11 protein-coding genes are annotated in these 14,536 nt (G+C 46.2%); 3 read left to right on the top strand and 8 right to left on the bottom strand.

Annotated elements, in window-relative coordinates; all coding sequences use genetic code 11:
* Positions 1 to 155: 155 nt before the first annotated feature.
* From OH460_RS12260 to dsrO, 3 genes are read right to left on the bottom strand one after another with little or no spacing between them, the layout of a single operon-like run.
* A complete protein-coding gene (locus tag OH460_RS12260; protein WP_269997407.1) occupies positions 156 to 3,248 on the bottom strand; it encodes a tetrathionate reductase subunit A in 3,093 nt (1,030 codons plus the stop codon).
* Between the two features lie 14 nt (positions 3,249 to 3,262).
* Entirely contained in the window at positions 3,263 to 4,393 is a 1,131-nt protein-coding gene (gene nrfD, locus OH460_RS12255) for an NrfD/PsrC family molybdoenzyme membrane anchor subunit (RefSeq protein WP_269997406.1), read from the bottom strand.
* Positions 4,390 to 5,226 carry a sulfate reduction electron transfer complex DsrMKJOP subunit DsrO gene (dsrO, locus tag OH460_RS12250; RefSeq protein WP_269997405.1) on the bottom strand — a complete coding sequence of 279 codons (837 nt, stop codon included), beginning with the start codon at positions 5,224 to 5,226 and terminating at the stop codon, positions 4,390 to 4,392. Before dsrO ends, nrfD begins: the two co-directional genes overlap by 4 nt.
* Positions 5,227 to 5,447: 221 nt before the next feature.
* On the opposite strand from dsrO, the gene OH460_RS12245 reads away from it, so the two are divergent.
* From OH460_RS12245 to OH460_RS12235, 3 genes are all read left to right on the top strand, one after another.
* Positions 5,448 to 7,319, top strand: a complete 1,872-nt coding sequence (locus OH460_RS12245) for a sensor histidine kinase (RefSeq protein ID WP_269997404.1) — start codon at positions 5,448 to 5,450, stop codon at positions 7,317 to 7,319.
* 11 nt (positions 7,320 to 7,330) lie between these two features.
* A complete protein-coding gene (locus tag OH460_RS12240) occupies positions 7,331 to 7,933 on the top strand; it encodes a response regulator transcription factor (protein ID WP_269997403.1) in 603 nt (200 codons plus the stop codon).
* Between the two features lie 326 nt (positions 7,934 to 8,259).
* Positions 8,260 to 9,456, top strand: coding sequence for a tetratricopeptide repeat protein (locus tag OH460_RS12235; protein ID WP_136979089.1), 1,197 nt, complete (start codon positions 8,260 to 8,262; stop codon positions 9,454 to 9,456).
* 161 nt (positions 9,457 to 9,617) lie between these two features.
* Here the strand turns inward: OH460_RS12235 and sstT are convergent, their stop codons facing one another.
* From sstT to OH460_RS12210, 5 genes are all read right to left on the bottom strand, one after another.
* Positions 9,618 to 10,832 (bottom strand): serine/threonine transporter SstT, encoded by a 1,215-nt coding sequence (gene sstT, locus OH460_RS12230; RefSeq protein WP_004740432.1) that lies wholly within the window; start codon positions 10,830 to 10,832, stop codon positions 9,618 to 9,620.
* Between the two features lie 413 nt (positions 10,833 to 11,245).
* Positions 11,246 to 12,310, bottom strand: coding sequence for a ribosome small subunit-dependent GTPase A (rsgA, locus tag OH460_RS12225; RefSeq protein WP_269997402.1), 1,065 nt, complete (start codon positions 12,308 to 12,310; stop codon positions 11,246 to 11,248).
* A 503-nt stretch (positions 12,311 to 12,813) separates the two neighbouring features.
* Positions 12,814 to 13,272, bottom strand: a complete 459-nt coding sequence (locus OH460_RS12220; protein WP_269997401.1) for a copper chaperone PCu(A)C — start codon at positions 13,270 to 13,272, stop codon at positions 12,814 to 12,816.
* A gap of 113 nt (positions 13,273 to 13,385) precedes the next feature.
* Positions 13,386 to 13,982: an SCO family protein gene (locus tag OH460_RS12215; RefSeq protein WP_269997400.1), complete on the bottom strand. Its 597-nt coding sequence runs from the start codon at positions 13,980 to 13,982 to the stop codon at positions 13,386 to 13,388.
* Positions 13,979 to 14,419 carry a hypothetical protein gene (locus tag OH460_RS12210; RefSeq protein ID WP_269997399.1) on the bottom strand — a complete coding sequence of 147 codons (441 nt, stop codon included), beginning with the start codon at positions 14,417 to 14,419 and terminating at the stop codon, positions 13,979 to 13,981. Before OH460_RS12210 ends, OH460_RS12215 begins: the two co-directional genes overlap by 4 nt.
* Between the last annotated feature and the right edge of the window lie 117 nt (positions 14,420 to 14,536).

Raw genomic sequence — 14,536 nt, 5'->3', positions numbered from 1 at the left:
ACGGTGAAGAGAAGCAAAGAGAGTTTGCGGGTTGGATTGAATATTACGGATTGAATGCTGCCGATGTATTGGTTGTTAAAAAGCAGAACAACTTCGAATGACGAAGTTGCTCTGCTGCGTTCCTATTCAGGAATGAATAGGTATTGGATCACTGATTAGACTTTGTAGATCTTAGCCGGAAGCGCTTGTCTTGCTGCTGCGCCTACCACCCAATCCAACATGACGCCTTTGCCTTCTCTCGTTGGGTCAATTAAACCAATATCATTGATGTTAACGCCATCGTTCGACTTCATTTTTACTGGTTGTTGCGTATCACCAATCCAGTGGGCACGCTCACCGAGTTCTTTATGACCAAAGCCGTGTTCAAAGCCTAATGTTCCCGGTTTGATGCCATCAATCACCATCGCCAACGCATGTGTGGTTGAGCTCGGTGTTTCAATAGCAAACACGTCACCGGTTTTGATACCCACAGAAGAAGCGTCTTGCGGGTGGATGTAAACCGGATTTACTCCTTTAATCGATTCCAAGCGTGGTGACAAGTTAGAGACCGCACTGTGAATGTTGGACTTAAAGTTGGTTAGGGTGAACGGCCACTCTTTTGCTGGGAACTGCTCTGCCAAAGGTGTGCCATCTGCCAACTTTTGTGGATACCATGTAGGACAACCCATGTACTGCTCGCCACTGATGGTGTTGCGAGAAGTACCAAGCTTTTCATTCCAAATAGCCAGTGGTTTGGTCCATTTATACTTCATGGTTTCATTGGTGTAGGCATTGGTTGCGTCTTCAAAACGACCGCCACGCGCAAAGATGTACGCCACTTTTAGCATCTCTTCTGGCTTGAGCGTTTTGTTCATCACAGGGACTAGGCGTTCAAGACCAGACCAAACGATATCTTCAGCGTCTACATTAGGCACACCACCTTTTGCGAATGCCAAGTTAGCTGCAGAGCGCAAGTAGAAATCCTCAGCGCTATGAATACCGTGCCAGTTACCTTGATTGTCTTTGATTACGTTGTCGCCGAAGCCACCTAGGCCAAGCGTTTTCGCTAGATCAATAAAGAAGTTCTCTAGGTTGATGGCACGTCCGTCTTGAGTGCGTGAGGTTTTAGGCTCGACAATCGGCCAACGAGCGGTGATCGCTTTAGTCGCGACGCCATGCCAAGGTGTTGCCATGCCCCAGCTTTCGTAGGTCACTGTGTCTGGCACGAGATAATCCGATAATGCTGTGGTCTCATTGATGAAGGCATCGATAGACACGATCAAACCAAGCTGTTTTGGATCTTTAAGCTTTTCACCCAGCAAGTTGTCTAAACCCGGAACACCATAAAGTGGGTTCGCCATGTGGTTGATCCATGCCTTTGCTCGGTAAGGGTAGCCATCAATCGCAGCTGATAAGTGCTCAGTTAAAAGCGGCGCTGAGATTGGGTACCACGGCGCGCGTGTCGGGTAAGGTGATTCACCTGCGGCAACGCGACGTTTGTATTCGCTGGTTTTTTGATACGGGAACTTGCTGCGGGACAAGAACACACCTTGAGGCTTAGTTTTACCTTTGAACTTAGTAAAGTCGTAACGTGGGCCAGCAACAGAAGTTGGGTAGCCACCTGCTTTCGCCATCGCCCCGCCTTTCGCGTTGATGTTACCGATCAGCGCGTTCAACATCAGAATAGAGAACGAGTTGTAGAAGCCATTAGTGTGCATGTTTCCACCGTGAGTATCCACAACTGCTTTCGTTCCGTAGCTGGTGAAGCGTTTCGCTAGTGCAATAATCTGGTTTTGTGGGATCTCACACTGCTCACTGTAGTAAGCAAGGTCGTATTTGAAGGCTTCTTCTTTCAATCTTTGCAGAGAAGATTTAACACGAACAGTCTGACCATCGATTTCTACATCTTGATCGACGAACAGAGCCGCTTCATTCACCTGAATATGTGATGATAATAGTGACGTTGTCACATTTAGTGCGATGAATCCGTCATCGTCAGACATCGGTTCGCCTGTTTCTAGCAACCCTATATCCGATGCACGAAGCATACGCCCATTTTGTGTGTGCGATTCGTCACTGATCACGAGGTGAGATGCGTTACACCAATGTGTGGTGCCTGCTTTCTTCATCGCTTGCGCACTTGGGCGAGACAAGAAATCGTGATTGTAGCGCTGGTTTTCGATGATCCACTGGATCATACCCAGAACTAATGCTGAATCGGTGCCCGGCTTGATCGGCAGCCAGTTATTGCGATCGCCCGCTGCAAGGCTTGAAGATCCTGCTGGAAGGCTTGGAGTTACTATGGTGTAGCTGAGTTTTCCGTAGGTACGAGCCTCAGCCAGCTGTCTTGCTTGACGCTTAAACGGGTTACCTGCTTGAGCCGGAGACATACCGATGAAAAGAATGAATTCTGCGTTGTTGAAGTCAGGCTTTAAGTGCGAGAACTTGTCTAGATCATTCATGATCGCACCTGAACCTGCGCGGAACGCGTAGCCACAGTAAGAACCGTGGTGACCAAAGTTGCGAGTACCGTAGCTGTTAAATGCAAAGCGCTTCAAGATGTCGTCACGGCCTTCATTACCGGCATTGGTCACAAGCAGTTGGTTGGCTTTTGGTCCGTATTCAGGGTTGTTCGGATCAAGTGGTGTTTCGATGTCGCGAATCGATCGCAAGCCTTCAACTTCGCCTTCACCGAACAAGTCACCACCTTCGGTGATCTCAGAGATAAGTTGCTCGTAGCTGATCGGTTCCCATTTTCCCTCACCACGTTTACCGACACGTTTGAGGGGGTGAGTGATTCGGTATGGGCTGTTTTGAATCTCTAGCATACCATTACCGCGAGCGCAGGCAGTCGAGCGGTTATTGATACCAGATTCACCAGACAAGCCAATGTAGGCATCTTTTACCGGTGTTTTGAACGGGATCTGTTGGTCACTTGATAGCGGGTGAAACGGGTTGCCCGAGATACGCAAGATCTCGTCATTACGATTATCGATACGTACACGCAAGCCACACAGTGTCCAGCAACCAAAACACATAGAGGGTGCAACACGTTGGTTTGGATTCGGCGAGATCTTACCCTGCTCATCGACACTGTATTCCGTCTCTAACGAATTACCGTGATGGATGTGATTGGTTTTCTTACCTGCGGTGCCGTCGATAGCACCGTGAACCATGTGCTTTGTGGTTGTCGCATAACCTGCAGCAAAAGCTCCAACACCACCGGCAGCAAGGCCTGTTTTCAAAAATTGACGACGTTTGTTATCCATGATGATTCCTCAGACTACAAGCTATGTGAGCGGTTAAGTGGTGATGATGTTTTTTGGTTTGGCTTCAATATTGTCTTAGGTGTAGATCGAGTTGACACGATCTCAGAGGCGAACAACGCAAGTGCTAGCCACAGGCCACACATACCAACAATGCCGAGTAATCCTGCGCTACCCATCGGCAGTTCATAAGGGAATGCACCCACATCAAAACGGGGAATGGTTTGAACTTCCATCATCGTGACCCAACGTACCGCCCATGCTGAAACGATGGTCGCAAGCACAACACAGATAATTCCTAGCTTACTTTGCGATAGGCGTTGCAGTGGCAGCACTAAGATCATGCACAGCAAAATACTGGTGGTCATGATGCCTAGGTTGATACCCCAAGCGTCGTTCTCATACAGATTGAAGTGACCATGGTTAGATGCCCAAATCGACGTAAGAATGATGGCAAGGCCACCCGTTAAGGTAATGGTTCTTTGTACTAGCGCTAGGTCTGTTGGTTTTAAGCTTGGCTTACTTGAAGGCAGTAGAGCCCAAATCAACAACGTTAATCCCGTTGCAGCAAAGAATGCCGTTGTGAACCAAAGCAACGGAGAAGCCGGTTGATGCCAAAGCGGTCGGCTCGCCAAAATCGCAATCTCTGCACCGGTATAAAGCGCGATGCTTAGGCCTGATAACGCAGTTGCAGCGGCTAATGTAATCATCACTTTTGTCGATACCTGCCATTGCCCCAGTGTTAACCAAGACAAGCGTTTTAGAAGTGGGTTTTCACTCTCTTTAAGCTGTGCGATGTCGTCACGCAGGTAAATCCAAGCAGTCGCGACAGCCAGACCAGAAAACAGAGGAAGAAACAGAGAGCCCAATGACATCCATGACCAAGGTGTGATGTGAGCGTAGAAGTGCCACGCACGTCCCGGTTGGTGTAAGTCACCAGTGAGGGCTAATGGTCCAACAATAGCGCCAATGGCCATTACAAGTACAAGGGCTGCACGAAATTGATGACTGGTTGAATTTTTAAATATCAGGGCAATCAAAAACAGAATCGCAGCCGCGTAAGCCGAACCTATGTAGAAGAAATATTGAACTGCCCACGGTAGCCAAGCGATCTCTTGAGCGGGAACTAACACCTCAGTGATATTCATGCTGTCTCTCCTTGTTTGCCTTGTGTCGCGATTGCCAATTCTTGTTTGTTAGAGGATGAGTTATCAATGGCGGCTGGATCATAAATCGCAGGCTGACCTTCGATATGGCTAACGAAACGCTCGTTCATGCCGATATAGAAAACATGTGGGTTGGTATTTTGCTCTGGCTTAAGCACCTTAATGTCGTCTTGGTTTTCATTAAGCAGGCGGTTGATCTCGCTGTTTGGGTCTTTGAGGTCACCAATAACGCGCGCACCACCAACACAGGTTTCGACACAAGCGGGCAGTAAGCCATCTTCAAGGCGGTGTGCACAGAAGGTACATTTGTCTGCGGTAAGGGTGTCGTTATTGATGAAGCGAGCGTCGTAAGGGCAAGCTTGAACACAGTAAGCACAAGCTACACAACGCTCGTTGTCGACCATTACAATGCCGTCTTCGCGTTGGAAGGTCGCTTGAACAGGACAAACCTTGATGCACGGAGCATCGTCGCAATGGTTACACAGACGAGGCAACATGAATGACTTCACGTTTTGTTGAGTAGTCGAACCATCATCAAGGGAGACTTCATACTGTTTTACGGTGGTTCTGAACTGGCCAATTGGCGCTTGGTTTTCAACGCTACAGCCGACAGTGCACGCCTGACAGCCAACGCATTTGCGTAAATCAACTGCCATGGCGTAGCGTTTACCTACTTCGCCTTTGCGGTCAGGTTGGTTGTTATTGCGAATGGTTGTGCTTGCGACTGCGGTGTTGATTCCGGTGATGGGAATGAGCGCAGCACCAGCGGAAACCTTGCCGAATTGGCTGAGAAACCGTCTTTTCAATGAGTCCATGTTGGTACCTATAAATGGCTATTCTATCTGTTGGGCTCATTGTCAGATTTTGGGCGTACGCGGGGTATTGTGGATTTCCACATACCCAGATCAAAGTTGATCTAGAACAAATGTGGTTTTACCAATCTAGCTGTTATGCTTTGTATAAAGGCTCTATTTAATGTGTCGTCAATGCGTTATTTGAGTGTGGACATGCCGTCAGTGTGGAGAAAGAGATTTTAGTGACAGTCCGAAACCTAATATCAATCGTTAGCTTTTGTTGGTTGAGCCTAACTGCAGGATTGTGTTTAGCCGCGCAAACGGAGCAAGAGATTACAACGACAGGCACTGTTGAGTCGGAACAGGTGATTGAGGTCGGTGTGCTGGCTATTCGAGGCAAGCTTTTCGCGCAGCAGCGTTGGCAGCCGACGATGGATTGGTTGTCGGAGCGCATTCCCAGCAAACACTTTGTTCTCAAGCCTTTCAACTTGGAAGAGATGGCTGATGCGGTAAAAGGTGTTGAGGTCGACTTTGTCATCACCAACCCGGGTCAGGCGGTTCGATTAGGGCGTCAATATGACCTCTCTTGGATGGCGACTATGACCAGCCATAACTTCGAAGATCGAAGCATCAGCAATACTCGAAGTATTGGTTCTGCCTTGGTGGTGAGAAGAATGTCACCTTATATCTCGCTCGAACAATTAAGCGGTAAGCCGATTGCGGCAGTATCTGAAAATGCATTTGGCGGCTATCTAACAATGCGTTATCAAGTAATGCAACAAGGGCTTAATCCCAACCACTTTTTCTCTAACACCCAATTTTTAGGTTTCCCGATCGACGCCAGTTTGTATCAACTGCGTGAAGGACATATTGAAGCGGCTGTCGTACCAAGCTGTTTAGTTGAGAACATGATCAGTGAAGGTTTGCTGGTGGCGGGGCAATATCGAATTATCGAGAATCAAGCGCCAGAAGGATTCCGATGCCAAGTGTCTACGCCGTTGTACCCCAATTGGTCGTTCGCTAAAACAGAGCGGGCTTCTTCGGCACTGGCCAAACAGATGAGTCAGGTGTTATTTGCGATGCCTAAGAGCAGTACACCGGCCATTGCAGCGAATGCATCGGGTTGGACGTCACCGACAAGTTTGCTCTCGATAGACAAGCTTTATCAACAACTCGACATGCACCCACTGCAACAACCTTGGTGGAAAGAAGCGTTAATCTGGCTCAAGTACAATCAACAGTGGGCATGGGCGTTCTTTATTCTGGTGGTGTTACTGAATGCTTACCACTTTTGGTTGGAATACAAATTCAGCCGAAGCAAAAAGCAGTTAGAAGCCACGCTACACAAGCTGAAAAGTAAGAGCGAACAGTTAGAACATTCACAGCGCATAGCTGTGGTTGGTGAACTTGGAAGCAGCTTAGCACACGAGATCAATCAGCCTTTGGCCGCGATTCGTAACTATAGCGAAGGTGGTTTACTGCGGATTTCGAAGAACAAACCGCTGACTGATATAGAGCCTGTATTTGAGAAGATTCAGTCACAAGTGGACCGTGCAGATGCAATCATCCAGCGATTGAGAAACATGATCAAAAAACGCTCATCAGAGAAGTCTCAGACCGATATCGAGCAGCTGCTTACAGACACCATTGAGTTACTGCAATTTCGATTACAGAAGCACAAGATAACCATTGAACGTTATGCTGTGGGCAAACCTATCAAGCTAAATGTTGACCCTGTGGGTTTGCAACAGGTGATTGTAAACCTGATCAACAATGCAACGGATGCGTGTAATGCACAACAGCATCGCGAACAAAGCGCTGCGTCTGATATTGATAACAAAAACAGTGAGCCAGCGACAATTAAAGTGATTACCGAGTATCAACCGGATAAAATAATGTTGTCGATTATCGATAACGGAACGGGCTTAGATTTCACTGAACAAGAAGTGACTCAAGCCTTTGTGAGCAGCAAAGAAAATGGCTTGGGGCTTGGGCTTGCGATTTGCCAAGATGTTATTGAAGATCACAGTGGTCAAATGACGATCACGTCACTCACCCCACATGGATGTCATGTTGCGGTGACACTGCCTTTCTCTCTTTCAAATGATTCATAAGGAATCTTGTTATGTCTGAACTTCATCAAAGGCTACCTGTTTATGTGGTTGATGACGATGAGTCGATGCGCGACTCGTTGGTGTTCTTATTAGAAGAGCATGATTTCACTGTGTCAGCTTTTAAAGATGGCCCGAGTTTTTTGGACTCAGTGGATTTGAGTGCGCCGGGTTGTGTGGTTTTAGACAGCCGAATGCCAGAGATGAGAGGGCAGCAAGTTCATGAATTGATGGTGAAAGCGCAGAGCCCACTGTCGGTGATTTACCTGACGGGGCACGGTGATGTGCCAATGGCGGTTGAAGCCTTACAAGCGGGTGCGGTGAACTTCTTTCAAAAGCCAGTTAAAGGTAATGAGTTAGCTGAGGCAATCAAACAAGGTTTGGACGCTTCTGAAAAGCACTTACACATGAACGTGTATCGCCAAGCGTACGCATCATTAACCGAGCGTGAGATAGACATCCTCAAACAAATTATCGACGGTAAGCGTAACCAGAAAATAGCCGATGAATTGTGCATCGCAATGAGAACCGTGGAAGTACACCGAGCGAGTTTGATGAAGAAGTTTTCTGCGAAAACGGTCGCTGAGTTAGCATACATTTATGGTCAATTGACCTAGTCATCGCAGCCTTTAGGCACAGGCTTCTAATCATCAGTTTCTGGTGAATGGTTGACTCTAACTTGATGAAAGGCAAGCTCGAGAAACCCTCCTTATTGAAGCAAGATCACACGATTTATGGAGTGCGTACGGATTAGTCTTTGCAGGCTTCTTATCGTTATGTATTCCTGAGATACTGAACCGAGTTTAAGGCGGAGCGTATAGAGACTGCGTCTCTTGTCACCATCAGGGCTAATAGCCCCAGAAATTAACTACTCAATATAGGTTGCTTGTGGCCGATATAGGGTAGAACGGAACCGAATTAGGTTAAACATTTTATGAGTACAATGGGAATCGCAATTGGTGCGACCGCTCTTTCGTTAATACTTGTTGCTGTGTGGCTGATTTCTTTATCACTAAGAAAGCAGCGCTTGGAACAAGAACGTAAAGCGCGAGCTGTCGCTTACCGAAAGGCGATTGAAAAAGCACGTATCCAAGAGCAAAAAGAGCGCCACTTTAAAGCAGAAACAGGGCATGTCCCGTCGATTCTATATTTAGCGAAAGAGGCTGAACGTAACAATATCAAGGAAGCGTTATATTGGTACGATAAAGCGGCGCATTTGGATAACGTCAACGGCATGTACGGCATTGTTCGCTTAAGTATGAAGCGCAAAGAAGATCTGATCTTGAGAGAACAAGCCAACTTTTGGCAGCTTGCGATCTCTGCCTTAGATAACGATATGTCGGCGAAATTTGAGATGGGTAAAGCGCTGGTTCATGGACGTGGGACCGTGAAGAACATCCCCAAAGGCTACACCTATATTGAAGAGTCTGCCGCTGGTGGTAATACCGAAGCGATGCTATTCATGGGTGACTGGTGCCTAGACAAAGAAAATCCAGACTACTCTGCAGAAAGCTCTGTTGATTGGTATCGCAAAGCGGCAGAGAAAAACAACCTAGACGGCAAGATCAAACTGGGTATGAGTTACTTAAATGGTGTTGGCGTAGAGCCTAACCATGGTGAGGCTGTGTACTGGTTTGAGACAGCAGCAGAAAAGAACAGTGCAGAGGCGATGTTTAGAGCCGGTGAGGCATGGATAGACCATGGTGAACACGGTAATGCGATTGCTTATATCTGGCTATTCCTATCTGCTCATTTTGGCTACTCAGAAGCTAAGCAGCAGAGAGATAAAGTGGGCGGTGAGCTAGGTGTCGATGCGGTTGTGGGCTTACAAGCACTGACTAAACCGATCATGACCAAACTTACTCAGCAAGCAATCACTAAGCACTCTATTATCAAGGCGCTCAACAAGCTTTACAAGCGCAATATACCGATTCCAAAGAAAGTGAAAGAAGCGTCTGATGAAGAGGCTGAGCCATTAAGTGTAGAGACCAGCCATCTAGAAATACCGGTATCGACTGCACAGGAAGCGAATGTCGATTACAGCCAGCAACCCAGTACCGAACAGACATCCTCAGAGACACAAGCCAATCACAGTATTGACCCTCTAGATTTTAGTCAGTCTAACTGGAACAGAAACTAGTCGATGGTGGTCATCGGCTTATTTATTGAGCCTGCTACCTATCAGCGATGAGTTGATTTAAGTTCTAACTCTTATCTAGAAAATCTAGACAACAAAAAAGGGAAGCAGATGCTTCCCTTTTTCTTTATATAGTTTTTGGCTTGAGAGCCAATAAAGGCTTATTAAGCTTTGTTCTGCTCAGCTTTACATACTGCAGCGGTGAACACTACGTCTGTCGAGCTGTTAAGCGCTGTTTCAGCAGAATCTTGAATCACACCGATGATGAAACCTACCGCTACTACCTGCATCGCAACATCGTTTGAGATACCGAATAGACCACATGCAAGAGGGATAAGTAGCAGTGAGCCACCCGCAACACCAGATGCACCACATGCCGATACCGCAGCAACTAGGCTTAGTAGGATTGCAGTGAAGATATCAATCTCAATACCCATCGTGTGTACAGCAGCCAGCGTTAACACAGTGATAGTGATTGCAGCGCCAGCCATGTTGATGGTTGCACCTAGTGGAATAGATACAGAGTAAGTGTCTTCGTCTAGGTTTAGTTTCTTACAAAGGTTCATGTTTACTGGGATGTTCGCAGCACTTGAACGAGTGAAGAATGCAGTTACGCCTGATTCACGAATACATTGGAATACTAGAGGGTATGGGTTCTGCTTTGTTTTAACGAAAACAAGCAGTGGGTTAACCACTAGAGCAATGATGAGCATTGAACCTAGTAGTACCGCTAGAAGTTGACCATAGCTTGCTAGCGCCTCAAAACCAGTGGTTGCGAAAGTCGCTGAAACTAGACCGAAGATACCAAATGGCGCTAGGCGAATGATGAAGCGAACAATGTGTGAAACACTGTGGCTTAGATCTTCGAAAACCGCTTTGGTTGTTGCAGATGCGTGGTGCAGAGCAAGACCAAGACCGATAGCCCAAGCAAGAATACCGATGTAGTTTGCGTTCATTAGCGCGCTTACTGGGTTGTCTACAAGTTTAAATAGAAGTGTGTGAAGTACTTCACCAATACCTTGAGGAGGAGTAGCACCTTCCGCGCCAGCAACCAGTGTCAAAGTGGTTGGGAACATGAAGCTTAATACTACGGCCGTAAGTGCAGCTGAGAAGGTACCAATCAGGTAAAGCACGATGATTGGACGCATATGAGTATGCTGACCTTTCTTTTGGTTTGCGATAGAAGCTGCAACAAGAATGAATACTAAAATTGGGGCAACAGCTTTCAGAGCGCCAACAAACAGACTACCTAATAGGCCTGCGTCTTGAGCTGCTGAAGGAGAAACCATGGCGAGAACGACACCGAAAACAATACCAGCAAGGATCTGTAGGACAAGATTCCCACGAGCGATGCGGGCGAGCATGTTGTGATTTTGCATAAAATACCTGCAATTGTTAATTTATTATAGTGATGTATCTTTTATAAAGTTGTACCGAATCCAACTATACACTAGTGGAATGGGCGGTCATATTAGCGGGATCGTAGCGGGTGTCTAGGAATAGTTTACTTTTAGTGTGATTGTTTGCACTACGTGGTGTTTTTAGAGCTAAATGTTAAATAAATGTATTTTGATTGAGCTATAAATCTGCAAATTCATATTTTATAGAGCTAATATACTGTAAATTAGAGGGTGTAAATGGCGATTGGTAAGAACATTGTGTGCGTAAATAGTCGCTTCCCAATCACACAAAAAGAAAAAGCCCCACGCGATCAACACTATGGGGCTTGAAGTTCTCGGTTAAACGATGAGCTATGAACTATGAACTTAGCTCGCGGTCATCTGCCAACTGTTTAAGCAGAACCTTTCTTAATGTTGCGGCTTTCTGACTGTACGTTTCGGTACATCTTGGAAAGCTGCTTATTGTTAGCGCGTTGCTCTGCAAGAGAAGCGCCGTTTCTTGCTTGTTCTCTCAGTAGCTTTTGATAGTTAGTAAATCGTCTCTCAGACAGTTCACCATTCTCAATGGCAGCCCTTACCTTGCATCCCGGTTCTGATTCATGATGACAATCAGAGAAGCGGCAGTGCATTGCTAGCTCTTCTACGTCTGAAAAAGTTTCACTCACGCCTTCAGCGCAGCCTGCAAGCTGGAGCTCTCGCATTCCTGGAGTGTCGAGAAGCAAGCCACCTGATGCGAGCAAGTGGAGTGATCGTGATGTGGTTGTATGACGACCTTTACTGTCGTCTTCACGAATACCACCAGTTGCCTGCGATGCTTCACCTAGCAATGAGTTAACCAAAGTCGACTTACCCACACCAGAAGAGCCCATTAGCGCGACGGTCTTGCCGATTTTACACCAAGGTGAAAGTACTTGGGTTGAGCCTTGATCTAGGCTGTTGACCGCTTCGATCATGAGCATCGGGTCTAAGCTTTGTACCTGTTGTACTTTGTCTTCGTAGTCGTCACACAAGTCTTTCTTCGTCAGGACGATAACCGCTTCAACTTGTGCTTCATTTGCGAGTGCCAGGTAGCGTTCAATGCGACTAAGATTAAAGTCGTTGTTCAATGAAACCACGATAAACACTGTGTCGATATTGGCTGAAATATATTGTTCAGCCACACGACTGCCTGCAGCTTTTCGGCTAAAGAGCGATTGGCGTTCTAGTAAGCGATCGAATTGCAGTTCAGAGTTCAATATTACCCAATCGCCAACCGTCATTGCAGGTTGGTTGTGATGAATAGGTAGAGTGATTTCGCCTTGTTCAGACGCCAATGTGTAGCCACTGCGATGGTGCGCGGTGATACGAGCAATCACTGAATGGTCGTAATCTTCAAGTGTCAGTTGTTGTTGAAATACAGGTTGCCATCCAAGTTGTTGAAGTGACATTGGATGAGAAAATGCAGTTTGTGAATTCATGTCTATTTACCCAGACGTGCGAGCTTTCTTTTCTTATGAGAGCATTAACTTCTTGTGAGATCTCTTATTGTTGGTGAGATCAGAAGCGTTAAAAGCGCAAAAAGCGTCGAGACGTCAAAATTGCTTTAGAGTTTGGGTCGAATTCAATAGATAGGACCCCGGATTGATTCATGCATAATGAGCATGTTTTGACCATGTGCGATCAAATGTAAACCGGGTAAAAGTGTGCGGTAGCCAGCTGGTGGCTTAATGTTGGTAGTTCGAGATTAAAGTTGGTTTAACCAAACAAAATTAACGCGTTACTTTTACTGCCAGTTTTAGTGTTTTCATTACAATCATCTTCTCTTCTCCTTGGTTATTAATATGGTTAGGCTTTGCATAAAAAGCGAGTGCAGTTTAACAAAAAGCCACGATGGCGAGAAGTCATCGTGGCTTATTTTGTCTAATTTTTCACTGATGTGTTTTGGCTCTTGATAAGCCTCATTGAGCATCAGTTTCTTGAATTAGTGATGATCGTGATTCATCTTTTTCATGCCGCTCATCACTTTCTTAACTGGAGCTTCGAAAGTTTGTGTTTCGCCATTCGCGAAAGTCAGTGTCATTTCGATCTGCTCACCTTCTTTCAGGCTGCTTGCTAGATCAAACAACATGATGTGCAGGCTGCCTGGCTTCAGTACCACTTCACCATTTGCTGGGATTGTGATTTGTTGAACCTGACGCATTTTCATTACATCGCCTTCAACGATAACATCATGAAGCTCTACCTTACCTGCTGCTGGTGTCGTTGCAGAAACGATAGCGCGATCTTTGTCATTATGGTTCATCAGGGTCGTAAATACTGCGCTGTTTACCGCTGTTGGCGGTGTCGCACGAGCGTACGCGTCATGAACCATGATGTCGCTTTTTGCGTGAGCAAGAGGAGTGAGCAATAAGCCTGCTAGAGCAAGTGCTTTTAACTTCATGTTGTTGTCCTTATTGTTTTATTGTTTTGGTCTGGGACCTGACTTTACGTTTCGAAATCGATTAGTTGAGTTCTTTATTTTTGTACACGCTGCTTCTAGAGTTTCTTAGCACTCTAACGCGTCAATGTGTTGATCGCTTCAACAATTGGCGCAGGCGTCAACGTGTGCGGTACTTTAGTAATCAAGGTACCGTTGGGCTTTAAAAAGTAGAAATAGGAACTGTGGTCAAGTGTGTATCCTAGCTCTGAATCTTCGAGCTGTGTCTTTCTGAAAATAACACCGTATTTATGCGCCAGATTCGTGGTTACATCCAATGGACCACTCATACCTTCAATCATTGGGTTGAAGTACTGCGCGTATTCATATGACGCTTCCGCGGCATCGCGCTCTGGATCAAGAGAAACAAACATCGGGCGAATTTTGGCTTTCGATTCATCAGAGATTTGGTTAAGTGCTCCAGCTAGCATTGCTAATGACGTTGGACAAACGTCAGGACAACGCGTAAAGCCAAAGTAAACGATACGAATTCTGTCATCGGTTTCGTCAAAGAGTTTTATTGGTTGGTTGTCTTTTCCAAAAAGCGTTGTTTCGGAGAATTGTTGTTTTTCAGCGTGTTGCTCTTGAGCCTCTGTTTGACCATCGAGATAGCTTTTTACTCCAAAGCCAAGTACAAACGCTACAACCAGCGCTAGCGACCAATTCTTACTCATCTTGTCATCCTTATTGCAGGTTTTACGGTTTCAACTCCATCGGTAAGCTCGCCAAGCCAAGTCATGTGATCCATGGTACACACGGGTAAAATGACATCACCTTCATAGATGTTGTTACCAGTATTTTTTAATTGGAAACGTGCTGAGCCCATTTCCATCTCTAAACCGGTCAGCGATAGCATCAAGGTTTCAGAGGCCGCGCCTTCCCACACTACTTTGATTTTTGTTGGGACTAGAGGTTGAGCTGTCTCATGCTCAAGGGTCATAGCAACGCTGTCTTGCTCACACGATACTGTTGAAAGCATGCAGTAGTCATCTAAGTTGACGTCAGGAGAGTGGCTCTCTACTACCGATTTAAATTGCTCGACTGCCTGTGGTCCATAAAAGCCAGCGACCAGCGCAATACCGAGCGCAGCAACCTTTAATGCTGGGTGCATGTCGTGTTCTCATTTGATTTTATAAGAACGGCGATGGTATCACACCACTCAATACGTGCTTGTATCAAAAAGCAATTTTGTGCGTATGGTAGATATAAAAAAGCGAAGCCAGTAGCT

The sequence above is a fragment of the Vibrio sp. Makdt genome, from assembly GCF_027587015.1.
Taxonomy (GTDB): Bacteria; Pseudomonadota; Gammaproteobacteria; order Enterobacterales; family Vibrionaceae; genus Vibrio; species Vibrio chagasii_B.
Note: the sequence above shows the minus strand (reverse complement) of the source record. Positions and strands in the feature narration are given on the sequence as shown.